This is a genomic window from Streptomyces sp. NPDC057702, from assembly GCF_042799315.1.
Taxonomy (GTDB): Bacteria; Actinomycetota; Actinomycetes; order Streptomycetales; family Streptomycetaceae; genus Streptomyces.
Genome location: NZ_JBHVJC010000025.1, coordinates 44,177 through 61,596 on the forward strand (window position 1 = coordinate 44,177; position 17,420 = coordinate 61,596).

The 17,420-nt window shown below is 73.7% G+C and carries 16 protein-coding genes; 7 read left to right on the forward strand and 9 right to left on the reverse strand.

Features of this window, described 5'->3' with window-relative positions; translation table 11 throughout:
* Positions 1-52 precede the first annotated feature (52 nt).
* The gene (locus tag ACFVFR_RS20115; protein ID WP_383703656.1) at positions 53-1,096 is read right to left on the reverse strand and encodes an NAD-dependent epimerase/dehydratase family protein; all 1,044 of its coding nucleotides are present in this window, start codon (positions 1,094-1,096) and stop codon (positions 53-55) included.
* A gap of 387 nt (positions 1,097-1,483) precedes the next feature.
* On the opposite strand from ACFVFR_RS20115, the gene ACFVFR_RS20120 reads away from it, so the two are divergent.
* The gene (locus tag ACFVFR_RS20120; RefSeq protein WP_383703484.1) at positions 1,484-1,891 is read left to right on the forward strand and encodes an SSI family serine proteinase inhibitor; all 408 of its coding nucleotides are present in this window, start codon (positions 1,484-1,486) and stop codon (positions 1,889-1,891) included.
* A gap of 77 nt (positions 1,892-1,968) precedes the next feature.
* Here ACFVFR_RS20120 and ACFVFR_RS20125 read toward each other — a convergent pair whose 3' ends face one another.
* From ACFVFR_RS20125 to ACFVFR_RS20145, 5 genes are all read right to left on the reverse strand, one after another.
* On the reverse strand, positions 1,969-2,127 hold the full coding sequence (locus ACFVFR_RS20125; protein ID WP_383703486.1) for a hypothetical protein: 159 nt from the start codon (positions 2,125-2,127) through the stop codon (positions 1,969-1,971).
* 102 nt (positions 2,128-2,229) lie between these two features.
* Positions 2,230-3,192 (reverse strand): cytochrome c oxidase assembly protein, encoded by a 963-nt coding sequence (locus tag ACFVFR_RS20130; RefSeq protein ID WP_383703488.1) that lies wholly within the window; start codon positions 3,190-3,192, stop codon positions 2,230-2,232.
* Between the two features lie 131 nt (positions 3,193-3,323).
* Complete coding sequence (locus ACFVFR_RS20135; protein ID WP_383703490.1) at positions 3,324-4,349, reverse strand: 6-phosphofructokinase; 1,026 nt, start codon at positions 4,347-4,349, stop codon at positions 3,324-3,326.
* 104 nt (positions 4,350-4,453) lie between these two features.
* Positions 4,454-5,182, reverse strand: coding sequence for a type 1 glutamine amidotransferase (locus ACFVFR_RS20140; RefSeq protein WP_383703492.1), 729 nt, complete (start codon positions 5,180-5,182; stop codon positions 4,454-4,456).
* Positions 5,183-5,306: 124 nt separating this feature from the next.
* Entirely contained in the window at positions 5,307-6,545 is a 1,239-nt protein-coding gene (locus ACFVFR_RS20145) for a MurT ligase domain-containing protein (RefSeq protein ID WP_383703494.1), read from the reverse strand.
* A 210-nt stretch (positions 6,546-6,755) separates the two neighbouring features.
* Between ACFVFR_RS20145 and def the strand changes: the two genes are divergently transcribed.
* Positions 6,756-7,301 carry a peptide deformylase gene (gene def, locus ACFVFR_RS20150; protein WP_383703496.1) on the forward strand — a complete coding sequence of 182 codons (546 nt, stop codon included), beginning with the start codon at positions 6,756-6,758 and terminating at the stop codon, positions 7,299-7,301.
* 38 nt (positions 7,302-7,339) lie between these two features.
* Here def and ACFVFR_RS20155 read toward each other — a convergent pair whose 3' ends face one another.
* Positions 7,340-7,993 (reverse strand): TetR family transcriptional regulator, encoded by a 654-nt coding sequence (locus ACFVFR_RS20155; protein ID WP_383703498.1) that lies wholly within the window; start codon positions 7,991-7,993, stop codon positions 7,340-7,342.
* Between the two features lie 150 nt (positions 7,994-8,143).
* Between ACFVFR_RS20155 and ACFVFR_RS20160 the strand changes: the two genes are divergently transcribed.
* Positions 8,144-9,379 carry an acyl-CoA dehydrogenase family protein gene (locus ACFVFR_RS20160; protein ID WP_383703500.1) on the forward strand — a complete coding sequence of 412 codons (1,236 nt, stop codon included), beginning with the start codon at positions 8,144-8,146 and terminating at the stop codon, positions 9,377-9,379.
* 238 nt (positions 9,380-9,617) lie between these two features.
* A complete protein-coding gene (locus ACFVFR_RS20165; RefSeq protein ID WP_383703502.1) occupies positions 9,618-10,691 on the forward strand; it encodes a PRC and DUF2382 domain-containing protein in 1,074 nt (357 codons plus the stop codon).
* 151 nt (positions 10,692-10,842) lie between these two features.
* Here ACFVFR_RS20165 and ligD read toward each other — a convergent pair whose 3' ends face one another.
* Positions 10,843-11,754: a non-homologous end-joining DNA ligase gene (gene ligD / locus ACFVFR_RS20170; protein WP_383703504.1), complete on the reverse strand. Its 912-nt coding sequence runs from the start codon at positions 11,752-11,754 to the stop codon at positions 10,843-10,845.
* Positions 11,755-12,040: 286 nt separating this feature from the next.
* Between ligD and ACFVFR_RS20175 the strand changes: the two genes are divergently transcribed.
* The gene (locus tag ACFVFR_RS20175; protein ID WP_383703506.1) at positions 12,041-12,511 is read left to right on the forward strand and encodes a cation:proton antiporter regulatory subunit; all 471 of its coding nucleotides are present in this window, start codon (positions 12,041-12,043) and stop codon (positions 12,509-12,511) included.
* Between the two features lie 5 nt (positions 12,512-12,516).
* Positions 12,517-13,911 carry a cation:proton antiporter gene (locus ACFVFR_RS20180; RefSeq protein ID WP_383703508.1) on the forward strand — a complete coding sequence of 465 codons (1,395 nt, stop codon included), beginning with the start codon at positions 12,517-12,519 and terminating at the stop codon, positions 13,909-13,911.
* 64 nt (positions 13,912-13,975) lie between these two features.
* On the opposite strand, the gene ACFVFR_RS20185 is transcribed toward ACFVFR_RS20180, so the two are convergent.
* The gene (locus ACFVFR_RS20185; RefSeq protein WP_383703510.1) at positions 13,976-14,767 is read right to left on the reverse strand and encodes a TetR/AcrR family transcriptional regulator; all 792 of its coding nucleotides are present in this window, start codon (positions 14,765-14,767) and stop codon (positions 13,976-13,978) included.
* A 245-nt stretch (positions 14,768-15,012) separates the two neighbouring features.
* Between ACFVFR_RS20185 and ACFVFR_RS20190 the strand changes: the two genes are divergently transcribed.
* A complete protein-coding gene (locus tag ACFVFR_RS20190; RefSeq protein ID WP_383703513.1) occupies positions 15,013-17,247 on the forward strand; it encodes an MMPL family transporter in 2,235 nt (744 codons plus the stop codon).
* Positions 17,248-17,420 lie beyond the last annotated feature (173 nt).

The following is a 17,420-nucleotide window of genomic DNA, read 5'->3' on the forward strand; positions in this document are numbered from 1 at the left end:
GCCCGCCCCGTCGGCGACGCGTCCGCGCGGTCGTGCCTGATCGGGGTCGAGGCTACGGAGTGCCGACCCGGGGCGCCACGGGTTTGCCCGCCGCCAGCCAGGCATCCTCGGTGGCGTAGTCGAACAGGCCCCCGTACGTGGGGACCATGGCGGGAAACGCGGCGCGCCAGTCGCGGTCCGCCAGCTCGCGCGCGATCCACTCCACGGTGGCGGGCAGCGACTCCCGGTAGGTGACCACGGGCCGGTACCCCAACGCCCGCTCGGCCGCGGTCATGTCGTACACGACAGGGTGCGCCGTGCTCCACGGCGTCAGCCCGACGCCCTCGACCGCGGGCACCCCGTCCACCAGGACCAGTTCGCTCTCCACACCGAGCACGGCATCGACCGCGCCGGCGATCTCGGCGACGGTCGGGGCCTGCGGGTCGCCCGCGTTCAGCACCCGCGACCCGGGCGTGCGGGCGGCCAGGCGTACCAGTTCGGCGATGTTGTCCGCGTGCACGGGGTGGAAGCGGCTCTCGCCGCGATGCGCGAGCACCCGCACGGGCCTGCGGTCCAGTGCCCGCTGCACGAAGTGCAGCTCACGGGGCCCGCGACTGTGGAGGCCGTGGATGGCGCCGGCGCGCAGCAGCGTCGTGGGCAGTCGGTCGCCGGCGGCCAGCAGCGCGTCTTCCAGGGCCACCTTGCGGGTGCCGTAGGTGGCCTCGCCCGGCGCCACCGTGCGGTACGTCTCGGGCACCGGGACCGGCAGCTGGGGAAATCCGTCCGGCTCGCCCTGGGTGTCGAAGCTGCGACCCCGACCGTCCTCGTAGATGGCGCCGCTGGAGATGACGACGGCGGAGCCGATCCGGTCCGCGAGCGAGACCAGCTGGCGGGCGTGCGTGGTGTCGTAGGCCACGCAGTCCAGCAGCACGTCGACGCCATCGCCGAGGGCCGCCGCCAGCGCCGCGTCGTCCCCCCGGTCCACCGCGAGGGCCCGCACCTCGCTCGGCCACCCCCGGTCCCGGCCGCCGCTGAGCGAGGCCGCCCGCACCTGCCAGCCGTCGGCGGCCAGGGCGCGCGCCGCCGCCCGGCCGATCTGCCCGAGCGCCCCGAGCACGAACGCCGTCCCCCGTGTCCCGGTCGCGTCCGTCGTGGTCGGTCCTGCCGTGTCTGTGGTCATGGCCGGACGGTACGAGGCGCGGCCAGCGATCCGACAGCCACGTTCGCCGTGCGCTGATCCGCCGTCAGCGCAACGCCCGTGGGAGCGGCCGGCCGGGCGCGGGCGCGAACGGGGTCGGACCGGGCCGCTGGCCACCGCCCGCGCCCGGTGCCGCCGATCGGGTGGCCGCGCGGTGCGCCGCCTTGTCCGGGCGCCTCGCCCGGGGTGCGCTGGCGCTCGCGGCCCTCGCCTGCCCGACCGTCCCGGAGGTCACCGTGGCAGCACGGTCGGGTCCGGGCGGGCCGGCCGCCGCGTCCCGGATTCACGCCCTGACCAGGAGGTTCCATGCACCGCCGCGCCCGTACCGCCCGTGTCCTCGCCATCGCCTGGCTCGCGCTCCTCGCCGCTGCCCCCTCGGCGGGCGCCGCGCCCCAGCCGACCGGCAGCCTCTTCCTCACCGTCTCGGGGGAGAGCGGAACCCCGGTCAGCGTGGCCCGACTGGAGTGCGAACCGGCCGGGGGGACGCACCCACGCGCGGCCGAGGCGTGCGCGGCCCTGGGCACGGCGGGCGGCGACCCCGACCGGCTGACCGCGCGGCGGCTGGTGTGCACCGAGGAGCACGCACCCGTCACCGCCCGCGTCGCGGGCCTGTGGCGCGGCACCCCGGTGACCTGGAGCCGCACCTACCCCAACAGCTGCCACCTGCACGCGGCCACCGGCGCGCTCTTCGCGTTCCCCGCCGACCGGAGCTGACCCGCCGCCCGGGGGCCGAGCCGACGGCCGGGGGCGCCCCACACACCGCGCGGCGCCCCCGTATCAGACGTCCGGCCTCACGTGCCGCGCGCGGCCAGCACGCCCACGGTCAGCAGGCCCAGCACCACCCAGCCGAACCACAGCCAGCCGTTGTTGCCCAACGTCACGGTGTAGGCGGTCACCATCACCAGACCACCCACGGTGAAAACTGCCATCGCCTTCGCAGATCCGGGCATCCCCGCAACCTCCTCACGGCGGCCCGAGCACCTGCGCCCCGACCACGGCCAGGGGGCCATCGTCTCCCGGGTCGGGGCACCACCGCTAGCGCTCGGCCCCGGCTACCTGCTCTTGGCCTGCAAGGACGCCAGGTACGCGTTGTAGGCGTTCAGCTCCTTGTCGCCGTCACGGTCGGCGACCCGATCCGAGCGACGGGCGGTGCGCTGCTCCGAGCGGTACCACTGGAAGACCAGCGCGATCAGCACCACCACGGACGGGATCTCGCTGAACGCCCAGGCGATGCCGCCCGCGGCGTTCTGGTCCGAGAGCGCGTCGATGCCCAGCGAGTCCGGCGGGTTCTTGTACGTGCCGATCATCGGCTCGGACGCCATCATCAGGGCGATGCCGAAGAAGGCGTGGAAGGGCATGCCGGCGAACAGCTCCAGCATCCGCATCACGTAGCCCGGCCGGTGCGGACCCGGGTCCACGCCCATGATCGGCCAGAAGAAGACCAGACCGACGGCGAGGAAGTGCACCATCATCGCGATGTGCCCCGGCTTGGACTCCATGAGGAAGTCGAACAGCGGCGTGAAGTACAGGGCGTACAGGCTGGCGATGAACAGCGGGATCGTGAACGCCGGATGGGTGATGATCCGCATGTAGCGGCTGTGCAACACGGCGACCAGCAGTTCGCGGGGGCCGGGGCCGCCGCGCCCGGAGCGCGCCCGGCCGGCCGGCAGCGCCCGCAGCGCCAGCGTCACCGGCGCGCCGAGCAGCAACAGGATGGGCGAGAGCATGCTGATCACCATGTGCTGCACCATGTGCACGCTGAACATGACCATGCCGTAGTCGTTGAGCTTGGTGCACATCACCAACGCGACGGTGAGCACGCCCACGGCGAAGGAGACGGTGCGCATCACGGGCCAGCCGTCCCCGCGCCGGTGCAGCCGCAGCGCCCCCCACCCGTACAGGGCCAGCGCCAGCAGGCAGCCGATCAGGAAGAACGGCTCACTGCTGTACTCCAACCCGCGAGCCAGGGTGAACGGCGGCAGATTCATGTCCATGCCGTGTCCGCCGTGATCCATCCGCTCTCTCCTCATATCGCCGCAAACGCTCGCACCAGAGTAGAACCGCCCCCGGCCACGTCGTGGGCCGGGGGCGGTCGGCGCGCGGGAACGCGGACGAGAGCGGGGGTACGCGGACGGTCGCGCTCAGCTCAGAGCACGCACTCGGCCTCCGCGTACCGCTCCACGGGCACCGTCTTCAGGTGCTCCACGGCCTCGGCGAGCGGGGTCAGGGTGATCTGCGTGCCGCGCAGTGAGGTCATCATGCCGAAGTCGCCCCGGTGCGCGGCCTCCACGGCGTGCCAGCCGAACCGGGTGGCCAGCACCCGGTCGTAGGCGGTGGGCGTGCCGCCGCGCTGGACGTGGCCGAGGATGACCGGGCGGGCCTCCTTGCCCAGGCGCTCCTCCAACTCGACCGCGAGCTGTCGGGCCACACCGGCGAAGCGCTCGTGCCCGTAGACGTCCTTGCCGCCGGCGTCGAACTCCATGGAACCCTCGCGCGGCTTGGCGCCCTCCGCGACGACGACGATGGCGAACTTCTTGCCGGCCTGGAAACGCCGACCCACCAGCTCGGTCAGTTCGCCGATGTCGAAGGGCCGCTCGGGCACGACGATGGCGTGCGCGCCGGCGGCCATCCCCGAGTGCAGCGCGATCCAACCGGTGTGGCGCCCCATCACCTCCACGATCAGCACCCGCTGGTGCGACTCGGCGGTGGTCTTGAGCCGGTCCAGGGCCTCGGTGGCCACGCCGACGGCGGTGTCGAAGCCGAAGGTCACGTCGGTCGAGGAGATGTCGTTGTCGATGGTCTTGGGTACGCCGACGATGGGCAGCCCCGCGTCCGACAGGAGTCGGGCCGCCTTGAGGGTGCCCTCGCCGCCGATCGGGATGACCGCGTCGAGACCGAGGTCCGCGACGTGGCCCCGGGCCTGCTCGACACCGCCGCGCAGGTGCTCGGGGCGCACCCGGGAGGAGCCGAGGATGGTGCCGCCGAGGGCCAGGATGCCGCCGACGGCGTCGAGGTCGAGCTTGCGGTAGTCGCCTTCGAGAAGGCCGCGCCAACCGTCGTGGAACCCCACGACTTCGTCGCCGTGGTCGACGACCGCCCGGTGCACGATCGATCGGATCACGGCGTTGAGACCGGGGCAGTCACCGCCGGAAGTGAGCACACCAATACGCATGGTTTGTGATACCTCTGCAACTCAACCGGACGACCGGACCCCGTCGTCCGGTTGGATCGCAGTCAGCCTACAAGCGCACCGCGCCCTCGGGGGGCCAGTGTCCGTCATGCGGTCTGGGTCGCCGCCGCCATCCGTTCGTCGCGCAGCGCCTCGTACCAGCGGTCGTCCACCGGGGGCAGCGCGTTCACGTCGAGTGCCAGCTTGAGCAGCAGGTCGGCGATCTGCGGGTTACGGGCGAGCACCGGGCCGTGCATGTAGGTGCCGAACACGGTGTCGTTCCACGCGCCCTCGGTGCCGTCGCCGGTGCCGTTGCCCTTGCCGAGCCGCACGCGCGCGAAGGGGCGCGCGGTGGGCCCCAGGTGCGTGACCCCCTGGTGGTTCTCGAAGCCGGTCAGCGGCGGCAGCCCGAGCCGCTCGTCGATGTCGCCGAGCACGTCGCCCACGCACCGCTCGCCCTCGCCGCGCGCGCTGACCACGTCCAGCAGGCCCAGGCCCGGCTCGCGCTGCCCCAGGTCGTTGATAAACTCGTGGCCCAGGATCTGGTAACCGGCGCACACCGAGAAGACGATGGCGCCGTTCTCCACGGCCCGGTTGAGGCCGCCGTCACGGCGCAGCCGCTCGGCCGCGAGCCGCTGCGGCCGGTCCTCGCCGCCGCCGATCAGGTAGATGTCCCCGGAGGTGGGGATCTGCTGGTCGGAGCGGACGTCCACACGGGAGACGTTCAGCCGGCGCTGGCGGGCGCGCCGCTCCACGACCAGCGCGTTGCCCTGGTCTCCGTACGTGCTCAGCAGGTCGGGGTAGACCCACACCAGGCGCAGGCTGTTCTGGCTCATCCTCGGCTTCCTTCGTGCTTCAGCGGTTCGGTGGCGGTGGGACGTCGGCCGCCGGCCGTTTGGGCCGGCGGCCCCGGCGGCGGGCGGCGCCGCTCGGGGCCGGTCGGCACCGGGGCGGTCGGTGCTAGTTGCCGACGCGGCGGCGCAGGTCCTGGAAGGCGGTGTAGTTGGCGATGACCTCGATCCGGCCGGGCGGGGCCATCTGGACCGCCTCGTCCGCGTTCTCGCAGACCCGGAAGTCCAGCCCGGCGACCTCGAGGCGCACCGCCAGGTCCAGCTTCCGGTCGCCGATCACCATGATCGGGTGGCCGGCCAGCCGGGTGTAGTCCACGTCCCACAGCCACGAGGTGTCGGTACCGTCCGCGCCGCGCGCGTTGACGGAGAGGATCACCGGTGTGGGCGGCGGGTCGATCAGCGAGAAGGTCTCCAGCCAGCCGGCCGGGTTCTTCGCCAGCAGCAGCCGCAGCTGGCGGTCCATGAAGGTGACCACGTCGTAGCGGCCGGCGACGGCCTGCACCGCGTACATCCGCTCCAGCGCGACCTGCGGCGGGACGCCGAAGGTGGCGGCCACGGCGGCGGAGGTGGCGGCGTTGGCCTTGTTGGCCCGGCCGGGGAGCTGGAGGTGGATCGGCCAGGCCGAGCCCTGCGGGTCCAGCACGTAGTCGCCGTTCAGCGCCCAGGTGGGGCGGGGGCGACGGAAGCCGCAGTCGGCACAGCCCCAGTCGTCCCCCGGGCGCTGGAGCACGCCGCCGCAGGAGGGACACGACCAGGCGTCGTCCTTCCACTCCTGGCCGGCCGCCACCCACACCACGTTCGGGCTGGAGGAGGCCGCCCAGACGATGAGCGGGTCGTCCGCGTTGGCGATGACCGTGGCCTTGGAGCCGGCCAGGCCCTCCCGCCACTTCTCGGCGAGCATGCGGGTCTCCGCGGCGCGGTCGAGCTGGTCGCGCGAGAGGTTCAGCAGCGCGATGGCCTTGGGCGTGGTGTCCCGGGCCACGCCGGCCAGGTACTTCTCGTCCACCTCGATGACGCCGTAGCGGGCGTCGGAACCGCCGGCGAGGGCGGAGGTGATGCCGGCGGGCATGTTGGCGCCCAGGGCGTTGGAGACGACCGGCCCGCTGGCGCGCAGCGCCTCGGCGATCAGCCGGGTGGTGGTGGTCTTGCCGTTCGTCGCGGAGACGAGGATCACGTCGAGATGCCGCGCCAGCCGGGCCAGCAGGTCCGGGTCGAGGCGAAGGGAGACCTTCCCTCCGATCACCGATCCACTGCCGCGCCCCGCGACTCGCGACACCGCCGCCGCTGCCCTGCCCGCCGTCACGGCCAGTTTGGCGCGCGGCGGCAGCGGCTCCGTGTTGCCTGCCATCGTCCTTGTTCCTCCTTGCCTCCGGCGCTGTGCCCGCCCCCGGGGCTGCCGGTCAAACGCCCCCTTGATGCCGAATCGCCAGCCGGGAGGCTTGGGTCGGGGTTCAGCCTATCGAGATCCGGACGCCGGCCCGAACCCCGCCGTCCGTGCCGGGCCTCCCGGTCCACCACGTGGCGCCCTGTCCGCCGGGCCGGACCGTACCCTGGTGCGATGCGAACTGGCGCGATCCCCGGCAGCTCGGGGCGGGTACGGCCGTTGCGGCTGCTCGGCGACCCCCACCTGGCGACCCCGTGCGCGGAGGTCAGCGACTTCGGCTTCGAGCTCGCCCGACTGATCGAGGACATGTACGCGACGATGTACGCCTCGGCGGGCGTGGGGCTCGCGGCCAATCAGATCGGCGTCCCCCTGCGGGTGTTCGTCTACGACTGCCCCGACGACGAGGACCGCCGACATCTGGGACACCTCGTCAACCCCCGTCTCGTGGAGGCGGACGGGCTCATCATCCGTGGCCCGGAGGGATGCCTGTCACTGCCCGGGATCGAGGCGGGCACGCCCCGCTTCGACTACGCGGTCGTGGAGGGCGTACGCGCCGACGGCACTCCGGCGCGGGTGGAGGGCAGCGGCTACTTCGCCCGGTGTCTGCTGCACGAGTGCGACCACCTGGACGGCAAGCTGTTCACCGACCGGCTTGAGGGCCGCCGCCAGCGCCGGGCGCTGCGCGCGGCGGCCCGCGCGCCCTGGGCCGGCGGGCGTTAGCCCCACCGGGGTCCGGTGGGCGGGCCGGGGGGCCCGGCTCAGAAGCCGGGTCCGCCTTCCAGGTCGCCGGCCTCGGCCAGGCGCCCCCACAGCAGATCCGTGAGGTGACTGACCAGTTGCTCGCGCGGGCAGGGGCGGTCGCGCAGCCACCAGTCGCCGGCGGCGTGCATCATGCCCACGATGCCGTGCCCCCAGACCCGGGCCTTCTCGGCGCCGTCGGGGCCCAGGTCCACCCGCTCGGCGATGACCTGGGCCAGCTCCTCGCCCAGCCGGCGCAGCAGCGGGGCCGCGTGCCGGCCGACGTCGAAGCCCTGCTCGGCGTGGTGGCCCTCGCTCTGGTCGTCGGCCGGGTGCATGAGGAAGCGGTAGACCTGGGGGCGGGCCTCGATCGCGGAGAGATAGGTGTCCAGGGTCGCCTCGACCCGGGCCCGGCGTCGGGCCGGCGCGTCCAGGGCCGCGCGCAGCGCGGCGAGCAGGGCGTCGGTGTGGCGGACGGCGAGCGCCCGGTAGAGGCCGCCCTTGTCGCCGAAGTGCCGGTAGAGGATGGGCTTGGTGATGCCCGCCTCGGCGGCGATGGCGTTCATCGAGGCGCCGGGGCCGTCCCGCAGCACGACCCGGTCGGCGGCCTCCAGGAGTTCCCGTCTGCGCGCCTCGTGCGCGCGCTGCTGGCTGTCGCGCTGCGTGGTGTCCATGATGCGCCTCCCGTCCCCCGGTGTCCCGTGCCGCCCGCGCAACGTAACACCCCCTGACCCGTAACCCATCCGGCGACCTGGGAGTTGACAGCCGCTACTGACGAGTAACAGACTCCTGTTACCGAAGGTAATAATCGGCTGGAGGGGATCATGCCGGAGTTCTCGTTCGAACTCAACGACGACCAGAAGTCCGTCCGCGACTGGATTCACGGCTTCGCGCGGGACGTGATGCGTCCGGCCGCCGCCGAGTGGGACGAGCGGGAGGAGACCCCCTGGCCGATCATCCAGGAGGCGGCCAAGATCGGCTTGTACTCGCTGGACTTCTACGCCCAGCAGTTCTTCGACCCCACCGGTCTCGGCATCCCGATGACCATGGAGGAACTGTTCTGGGGCGACGCGGGCATCGCGCTGTCCATCGTGGGTACCGGGCTCGCCGCCGTGGGCGTCCTGGCCAACGGCACCGAGGAGCAGATCGGCACCTGGGTGCCGCAGATGTACGGCGACGCCAGTGACGTGAAGGTCGCCGCCTTCTGCTCGTCGGAGCCCGACGCCGGTTCGGACGTCGGCTCCATGCGCACCCGCGCGGTCTACGACGAGGCCAGCGACGAGTGGGTGCTCAACGGCACCAAGACCTGGGCCACCAACGGCGGCATCGCCAGCGTCCACGTCGTGGTGGCCGTGGTGGACCCCGAACTCGGCTCCCGGGGACACGCCTCCTTCATCGTGCCGCCGAACACGCCGGGCCTGACCCAGGGCCAGAAGTTCCACAAGCACGGCATCCGCGCCTCCCACACCGCCGAGGTGGTGCTGGAGGACGTCCGCGTTCCCGGCGCCTGCCTGCTCGGCGGCAAGGACAGGCTGGACGAGCGGCTGGCCCGCACCCGCGAGCGCGCCGCCCAGGGCGCGGCCGGCGCCGAACGCGTGAAGAACGCGGCCATGGCCACCTTCGAGGCGTCCCGCCCCGCCGTCGGCGCCATGGCCGTGGGCACGGCGCGCGCCGCGTACGAGGAGGCGCTGGAGTACGCGAAGACCCGCACCCAGTTCGGCCGCCCGATCATCGACAACCAGGGCGTGGCCTTCCAGCTCGCCGACATGCGCACCCAGATCGACGCGGCCCGGCTGCTGGTGTGGCGGGCCTCGTGGATGGCGGCGGCCGGGCGGCCGTTCACCTCCGCCGAGGGGTCGATGTCCAAGCTGTACGCCAGCGAGACGGCCAAGAAGGTCACGGCCCAGGCGATACAGATCCTGGGCGGCAACGGCTACACCCGCGACTACCCGGTCGAGCGCATGCACCGCGACAGCGCCATCTACACCATCTTCGAGGGCACCAGCGAGATCCAGCGGTTGGTCATCGCCCGCACGCTGTCCGGGTTGCCGATCCGCTGACGACCCGTCTCCCATGGCCGCGGACCGCACGGCGCTCACCCGAATGGAGTACATCGGGATTTCCCGGACCGGACGGGCACAGCGCGCTCGTGCGGCCTTTGGGCCGGTCCCGAGGGGGCGACACGCGCCCGTGTGCGTCGCGCCTGCGGTCGCCGTGTGCTCCCGGGACGCGCGCAATGGAAGCCGGAGCGCGCCCAGCCGTGTCGGCGCGTGCTACGCGCGAAAGGAGACAGTGGCGATGACCGCACCTCAGGGCGACACCCCGCAGGAGCTGTCAGGCATGCACGTGGTCGACCCGGATGGCCAGAAGGTCGGGTCGGTGCAGCAGGTCTACAGCGACGACATCACCGGCGTGCCGGAGTGGATCACCGTGCGCACCGGGCTGTTCGGCATGAAGGAGACCTTCGTCCCGCTCGCCGGCGCCCAGCACTCGGGCGGCGACCTGCGCGTGCCGTACAGCAAGGAAGAGGTCAAGGACGCGCCGCGGATCGACGCGGCGGGCCACCTGTCGCCGGAGGAGGAGACGGAGCTCTACCGGCACTACGGCCTGCGTCAACCCGGCCGGCAGCCGGGGCGTGGCCAGGCGATGGGCGCCGCGGGCAGCCCCGGCACCACCACGGGCGAGGACGCGAGGGCCGGGCGTGCCGGCGTGGCCGGGGCCGCGGGCGGCGCGGCGGGCGGCGGGGCCGCCGGGTACGCCACGGGCCACGAGTCCGGCCAGCGCGCCGGGGCCGAGGGGCCCAAGCTCGTCGGCGCGGGTGCCGGACGCGGCGCCGACGAGGGCGACGCGTCGGCCAAGCGGATGAGCGAGAGCCGGGAGGCCGGCGCCGGCGAGACGGCCAAGGAGGGGCGTGGGGCGCGGCCGGGCCACGCGGCCCGGGAGGGCGTCCAGGAGATGATCCTCTCCGAGGAGCAGGTGCGGGTGGGCACCGAGGAGCACGAGGCGGGGCGCGCCCGCCTGCGCAAGCACGTGGTCACCGAGAACGTCACCCGCACCGTGCCCGTCAGCCACGAGGAGGTGCACCTCACGCGCGAGCCGATCACCGCCGACGACCTGCGGCGGCAGGACCGGCAGGCGCGCATCGAGGACGGCCAGCTGGAGGTCACCCTGCACGAGGAGCGGGCCGTCGTCCGCAAGGAGACCGTGCCGGTGGAGCGCGTACGGCTGGAGACCGAGCGCGTCACCGAGCAGGAGGAGGTCTCCACGCAGATCCGCAAGGAGCGGGTGGAGTACGAAGGCGCCGAGGGCACCGAGCGCGGGCGTCGTGGCGACCAGCGCGGCGGCAAGGAGGGCCCCCAGGAACCGCGTTGACCCTCGCACGACTGTGACGCGGCCCGCCCCGATCCGACAGCGGTGGCGGGCCGCGTCACATCGCGCGGGGCCGGGGCCGGGGCCGACGTCCAGTCCCGCACCGGTCCGCTCCGGGCGGCGTACGCCCCCACCGCGCGGGGCGGCGCTTTCGCTACGTGGCGGGCAGCCGGCCGCGCAGCGCCGGGTCGCTCAGGGGGGCGAGCGGATCGGCGCCCCGCTCGGCCACCCGCTCCAGCACCTCCTCCGGGCCGAAGGCCAGTTCGCCCGGACGCGCGGGGGTCTCGACCTCGTCCCAGTCCAGCGGCGTCGCCACGCCGGGGCGCTCGCGCACCCGCAGCGTGTACGGCGCGGCGGTCGTCTTCGCCGAGGCGTTCTGTGACCAGTCGATGAACACCCTGCCCCGCCGGGCGGCGCGCGCCATCGTCGCCACCGCGAGATCGGGCAGCTCCGCGCGCATCCGCGCCGCCATCCGCCGGGCGTAGGCCACCGCGGCCTCGGCGGGGACGGGCTCCAACGGCACGTACAGGTGCAGCCCCTTGGAGCCGGAGGTGACCGCGCAGGCGCTCAGGCCGTCGGCGGCCAGCGCGGCGCGCAGCGGCAGGGCGACCTGGCAACAGTGGGTGACATCGGTGCCGGGCCCCGGGTCGAGGTCGAAGACGATCCGGTCGTGCACGGCCGGCCCCGCACCGGCCCGCCACTGCGGCACGTGCACCTCGTACGCCCCGAGGTTGGCCATCGCCACCAGCGTCGCGGTCGAGTCGACGACCACGTGCGGGGCCGGTCCCCTGCTGCCGGGCACCTCCGTGACCGCGACCCACTCGGGGCAGCCCGGCGGCGGGTTCTTGGCGTACCAGCGCTCGCCGGCCACGCCGTCCGGGGCGCGGACGAACGAGGCGGCCCGGTCGGTGACGTGCGGCAGCATCAGCGGGGCGATCCGGGCGTAGTAGTGCAACAGCTCGGCCTTGGTGTGCGCGGAGGTCGGAAAGAGCGTCTTGCGCAGGTGGGTGAGGGCCAGTTGGTGGCCGTCCACCCGCACGGACTGCCGGTCGGGGGCTGCGGACATGGGGTGGACGATGCCACGCGCGTCGGGTATAAGGGTCGGCGGCGCGGCGGGTGGGTCCGCTCCTCGTGCACGGTTCGCCCGGGTGCGTGGCCTGTGACGGGGCCGCCGAAGCGGCTGTCCGCGCGCGCGAACCGCGCGCCGAGGGGGCGTCCGGGAGGACGGCGATGGGCTCCGAAGTGGCGCGCGGGCGACGCCTTCGGGGCCGGAACCCAGCGTTCCTCCCGTGACCCTCGGTCATATAACGTTAAAGAAATTGCTCTGATCACGTGCGTCCCAGGAGGCAACCATGGGCACACGGCGTACAACGCTGCCCGGTGTCGGTACCCAGTACGACTTCACGACGCACGCGGGACAGCACCTGTCCGTCGTCGTCCACCAGGACGGCCGCCGCTTCATCGGCTTCTACTCCCAGGACGATCCCGACTCCTGTCAGGTGTCGATCTGTCTGGCCCCCGAGGAGGCGACCGCGGTCGCCCACCTCATCGACCCGGTGCCCATCGCCGCGGTCCGCACCGACGGCATCGACCTGGTCACCGAACACATACCGGTCGGCAGCAGGTCACCGTACGCGGGGCGACTGCTCGGCGAGACCGGCGCCAGGACTCGGACCGGAGCGTCCATCGTCGCGGTGCTGCGCCGCACCAGCGCGCATCCCTCGCCCGGTCCCGACTTCCGGTTCGCCATCGGTGACACGCTCGTCGCGGTCGGCACCCGAGAGGGCGTCGACGCGCTCTCCACCATCATCGCGGAGGGCTGACCAGCGTGCATGACACCACCACACTCCTCATAGAGCTCGGGGCCGTCATACTGGGCCTTGGGCTCATCGGCCGGATGGCACTGCGCTTTGGCCTGTCCCCGATCCCGCTCTACCTGCTGGCCGGCCTCGCCTTCGGGCAAGGTGGCCTGCTCCCGCTCAAGGCCAGTGAGGAGTTCGTCGGCGTCGGCGCGGAGATTGGCGTGATCCTGCTGCTGCTCCTGCTCGGTCTGGAGTACAGCGCGTCGGAACTCGTCACCAGCCTGAAGACCCAGTACCCCTCCGGCGCGGTGGACTTCGTCCTGAACGCCGTCCCCGGCGCTGTCGCCGCCCTGCTGCTCGGCTGGGGCCCGGTCGGCGCCGTCGCCCTGGCCGGCGTCACCTGGATCTCCTCGTCGGGCGTCATCGCCAAGGTCCTCACCGACCTGGGGCGGCTGGGCAACCGCGAGACACCCGTCATCCTGAGCGTCCTGGTCATCGAGGACCTCTCGATGGCCGTCTACCTGCCGCTGCTCACCGCGCTGCTGGCCGGCGCGGGACTCGCGGGCGGCAGCCTGACCCTGCTGATCGCGCTCGGCACCGTCGGTATCGTGCTCTACCTCGCCCTGCGGCACGGCCGGTTGATCAGCCGCGCCGTCTCCTCCGACAACCCCGAGATGCTGCTGCTGGTCGTGCTGGGGCTGACCCTGCTGGTGGCCGGCGTCGCCCAGGAACTCCAGGTCTCCGCCGCGGTGGGGGCGTTCCTGGTGGGCATCGCGCTCTCCGGCGAGGTGGCCGAGGGCGCGGAGCGGCTGCTCACGCCGCTGCGCGACCTGTTCGCGGCGGTCTTCTTCGTCTTCTTCGGCCTCTCGACCGACCCGACCGAGATTCCCCCGGTGCTGCTGCCCGCCCTGCTCCTCGCGGCCGTCACCACGGTCTCCAAGATCGGCACCGGCTGGTACGCCGCGCGCCGCGCCGGCATCGGCCCGCGCGGTCGGCTGCGCGCCGGCGGCACGCTCGTGGCGCGCGGCGAGTTCTCCATCGTCATCGCCGGGCTGGCGGTCAGCACCGAGCCCCGGATCGGGCCCATCGCCACGGCGTACGTGCTGATCCTGGTCATCGTCGGCCCGCTCGCCGCCCGGTACACCGAGCCCGTCGTGCGCCGGCTGAACGCGCGACGTACCGGCGGCGTCCCCGCGCCCGTGGGTCCCCCCGCGCCCGGGGCCGAGGCCGCCCCGCTCTCCGTCGAGCCCGAGCCGGTGCCCGGCGAGGGCGGCGGTGCCGGCGCGAAGCTGCCGCCCCCGAGGCCGGTCGAGGCGGCCGGGCCGGGCCCGGACGAGTCCGTACCGCCGACCGCAGCGCCGCGGGACGGCACCGAGCGGGCCGACGCCTCGCCCCGGGGCGGTGGCAAGCCGCTCACGTAGGACCCGAGGCGGGCCGGGCCGAACGCCCCGGCCCGCCCCCTGGACCAGGCCGCCCGCGCGCCGTTCACCTCTCCGGTCGCGCGGGCGGCCGTTCTGTCTTCCCGGGCCCGGCCGCCCCGCCCGGGGCGCCGTCGGCGATCCGTCGACGCAGGTCGGTGAAGAGGGCGTGCATCGCCGCGCGGAAGATCTCGGCCTGGGCGTCACCAAGGAACGCCGTGTGCCCGAACACCTCCAGGACGACGAGCCCGTGCAGCTGTCCCCACGCGCTCATCAGCAGGTAGACCGCCGGCGGCGGCACCGCGCCCAGGGCGTCCGGCGGCAGGCCCGCCAGCCGGGCCCGCAGGTCCGGGGAGAGCGCGGGGGTGTCGGCCGCGGCCAGTTGCGCCGGCGTGAAGCCGGCGAACACCTCGCGCTGGAAGAGCGCGCTGAGGCGGCGCATCGCCAGCGTCGTCGGGCCCTCGACGGGCGCCGTGTAGTACCGCAGCGGCGTGCCGTAGATGAGTTGGAACCGCTCGGGATGGGCGACGGCCCACCGCCGGTAGCCCTCGGCCGCCGCCACCAGCCGGGGGGTCGCCGCCTCCTCGGCCGTGTTCTCCAGGGCCTGTCGCACGGCGTCGGCCAGGTCGTCGTACGCCTTGGCCACCAGCGCCGTCACCAGCGCGTCGCGACTCGGGAAGTAGTGGTAGAGCGCCTGCACGGTCATGTCCAGACTCCGGGCCACCGCGCGCAGCGACAGGGCCGCCGGCCCCTGCTCGGTGATCTGGAGTTCGGCGGCGGCCAGGATCTCCCGGGTGGCGGCGGCCCGGCGCCGCTGACGGAGCGACGGCGGGTCCGGGGCGGTGGTGTGGGCACTCATGCCGTGACCGTACGGCGCCCGGCCCTCTCGGCACACCCCGCATCCGTAGGGTGTGAAGAAAATCTAACACTGCCAAATCTTCTGCTCCCTCCCTAACGTCGTCCACGGCGACGAAGGGTGCGACACCGCACCCGGCGCACCGCGTCCCCCGCGTGCCAGCGCGCCCCTCGACGGGCGGCGCCACGCGTTCGCGTGCCGACCACGGCCGCACGTCGCCCACCCAAGGACACGAAGGAGAACGGGCAGTGTTTGATCGCATAGCCGAACTGGCGATACGCCGGCCCCGGCTGGTACTGGTCGTCGCCGCCGTGGTCGTGGCCCTCATGGGGGCCCTGGGCGCCGGCGCGTTCGGCACCCTGCGCGGTGGCGGTTACGACGATCCGGCGTCCTCCTCCTCGCGGGCCGACCGGGCCATCGACGCGAAGTTCGGCGGCCAGAGCAACCTGGTCCTGCTCGTTCGCGCCCCCCAGGGTCGGGTTGACGCGCCGGCCGCCGAGCGCGCCGGCCGGGCCCTGGCGGCCGAACTCAGGACAGAGCGGCACCTGGAGAACGTGGTCGCCTACTGGGACGACCACCACCGCGCCCTGCGCTCCGGGGACGGCCGCGAGGCCCTGGTGGTCGCCCATGTGAAGGGCGACGCCACCGACCGGCCACAGCGCGCCAGGGAACTCGTCGACGACTACGCCGGCCGCTACGCGGACGCGCTGCGGGTGCGCGCCGGCGGCGCGGCGGCCGTGGACAGCGACATGGGCGCCCAGAGCGCCCGCGACCTCCTGCTGGCCGAGGCCATCGCCGTACCGCTGACCCTGCTGCTGCTCCTGGTCGTCTTCGGAAGCGTGGTCGCGGCCCTGTTGCCGCTGGTCATCGGCCTGATCGCGATCGCGGGCACGTTCGCCGAGCTCTACGTCCTCGGCAACGTCACCGACGTCTCGGTCTTCGCGACCAACCTGACCACGGCCCTGGGCCTGGGACTGGGCATCGACTACGCGCTGCTGATGATCAGTCGGTTCCGGGAACACCTGGCCGCCGGGGCGAGCGTGGAGGAGGCGGTACGCCATACCGTGCGCACCGCGGGCCGCACGGTCGCCTTCTCCGCCGCGACGGTCGCGGTCGCCCTCGCCGCCCTCCTGGTCTTCCCGCAGTTCTTCCTGCGCTCCTTCGGCTACGCCGGCGTCGGCGTCGTCGTCATCGCGGCGCTCAGCACCCTGTTCGTGATGCCCGCGCTGCTGGTCGTCCTGGGCCACCGGGTGGACAGCGGCCGACTGCCGTGGGCGAAGCCGACCCGCCCCGCCACCGGCACGCCCCTGTGGGGACGGCTGGCCCGCACCGTCATGCGGCGCCCCGCGCTCACCGCGCTGCCCGTCCTGGCCGTCCTGCTGCTGGCCGCCAGCCCGCTGCTGGGCCTGACCTTCGGTACCCCCGACGAGCGCGTGCTGCCCGAGGGCGCCGAGAGCCGCCAGGTCGCGACGGCCCTGCGAGAGAACTTCGAGGGCAGCGACGACGCCGCGATCCACGTGGTCGTCGACCAGAGCGTCGACCGGGCCCCGCTGGCCGCGTACGCCGGCGAACTGTCCACGCTGGACGGTGTCGTACGGGTCCAGGCCAGCACGGGAAGCTACGCCGACGGAAGGGTCACCGGCCCCGGCGACGCCACGCTCGGCCGCCCCGACGCGCAGCGGATCACCGTGGTCAGCTCCCGGCAGCCGAAGTCGGAGGCGGCCCAGGGCCTGGTGCGACAGGTGCGGGCGGCCACGCCACCGGCCGGTGCGCACCCGCTGGTGGGCGGCGTCGACGCGCGACTGGTCGACTCCAAGGACTCGGTCGGCGACCGGCTTCCGCTGGCCCTGACCATGATCGCGCTGACCACCTTCGCGCTGCTCTTCCTCTTCACCGGCAGCGTCGTGCAGCCGCTGCGCGCCCTGGTGCTGAACACGGTCAGCCTGGGCGCCGCCCTCGGCGTCATGACGTGGATCTTCCAGGACGGCCACCTCTCCGCGCTGCTCGGCTTCACGGCCCAGCCGATGGAGACCTCGATGACGGTGCTGATGTTCTGCGTCGCCTTCGGCCTGTCCATGGACTACGAGGTGTTCGTCACCAGCCGGATCAAGGAACTCCACGACGCGGGCGAGGACACCGGGTCCGCCGTGGTGGGCGGCCTGGGGCACACCGGACGCATCGTCAGCGCCGCCGCCTGCCTGCTCGCGGTCAGCTTCTTCGCCTTCGGTACGGCCCAGCTCAGCTTCATGCAGATGTTCGGCCTGGGCAGCGGGCTGGCCGTGCTCATCGACGCCGTCGCCGTACGCGGGGTGCTGGTGCCCGCCGCGATGCGCCTGCTCGGCCGCACAGCCTGGTACGCGCCCCGCCCGCTGCGCCGCTTCCACACCCGGTTCGGCCTCAGCGAGGGCGGCCCCACGCCCGGGCCCGCCGCCGCGCCGCTCTCGGCCGAACCCCCGTACGCGAGGCGCTCGACCAGGGTCTGACCAGCCCGGAGCGCCTCGCCCCGTGCCCGCCTCCCGTTCGCCGGAGGCGGGCACGGTCCTCGTGTGGGCACGGCCATCGCGTGGGTGCGGCCACCGTGTGGCGCGGCCGCGTGGTCCGGGTCGTACGACGCGCCCACGGGGCGGGCCCGGCCGCGCGCTGGAGCGTGCTCGTG

What these genes read in the sequence shown, in the direction of transcription:
- ACFVFR_RS20120 (WP_383703484.1), top strand. Translation starts at nt 1,484, where the DNA reads ATGCACCGCCGCGCCCGTACCGCCCGTGTCCTCGCCATCGCCTGGCTC.
- ACFVFR_RS20125 (WP_383703486.1), bottom strand. Translation starts at nt 2,127, where the DNA reads ATGCCCGGATCTGCGAAGGCGATGGCAGTTTTCACCGTGGGTGGTCTG.
- ACFVFR_RS20130 (WP_383703488.1), bottom strand. Translation starts at nt 3,192, where the DNA reads ATGGATCACGGCGGACACGGCATGGACATGAATCTGCCGCCGTTCACC.
- ACFVFR_RS20135 (WP_383703490.1), bottom strand. Translation starts at nt 4,349, where the DNA reads ATGCGTATTGGTGTGCTCACTTCCGGCGGTGACTGCCCCGGTCTCAAC.
- ACFVFR_RS20140 (WP_383703492.1), bottom strand. Translation starts at nt 5,182, where the DNA reads ATGAGCCAGAACAGCCTGCGCCTGGTGTGGGTCTACCCCGACCTGCTG.
- ACFVFR_RS20145 (WP_383703494.1), bottom strand. Translation starts at nt 6,545, where the DNA reads ATGGCAGGCAACACGGAGCCGCTGCCGCCGCGCGCCAAACTGGCCGTG.
- def (WP_383703496.1), top strand. Translation starts at nt 6,756, where the DNA reads ATGCGAACTGGCGCGATCCCCGGCAGCTCGGGGCGGGTACGGCCGTTG.
- ACFVFR_RS20155 (WP_383703498.1), bottom strand. Translation starts at nt 7,993, where the DNA reads ATGGACACCACGCAGCGCGACAGCCAGCAGCGCGCGCACGAGGCGCGC.
- ACFVFR_RS20160 (WP_383703500.1), top strand. Translation starts at nt 8,144, where the DNA reads ATGCCGGAGTTCTCGTTCGAACTCAACGACGACCAGAAGTCCGTCCGC.
- ACFVFR_RS20165 (WP_383703502.1), top strand. Translation starts at nt 9,618, where the DNA reads ATGACCGCACCTCAGGGCGACACCCCGCAGGAGCTGTCAGGCATGCAC.
- ligD (WP_383703504.1), bottom strand. Translation starts at nt 11,754, where the DNA reads ATGTCCGCAGCCCCCGACCGGCAGTCCGTGCGGGTGGACGGCCACCAA.
- ACFVFR_RS20175 (WP_383703506.1), top strand. Translation starts at nt 12,041, where the DNA reads ATGGGCACACGGCGTACAACGCTGCCCGGTGTCGGTACCCAGTACGAC.
- ACFVFR_RS20185 (WP_383703510.1), bottom strand. Translation starts at nt 14,767, where the DNA reads ATGAGTGCCCACACCACCGCCCCGGACCCGCCGTCGCTCCGTCAGCGG.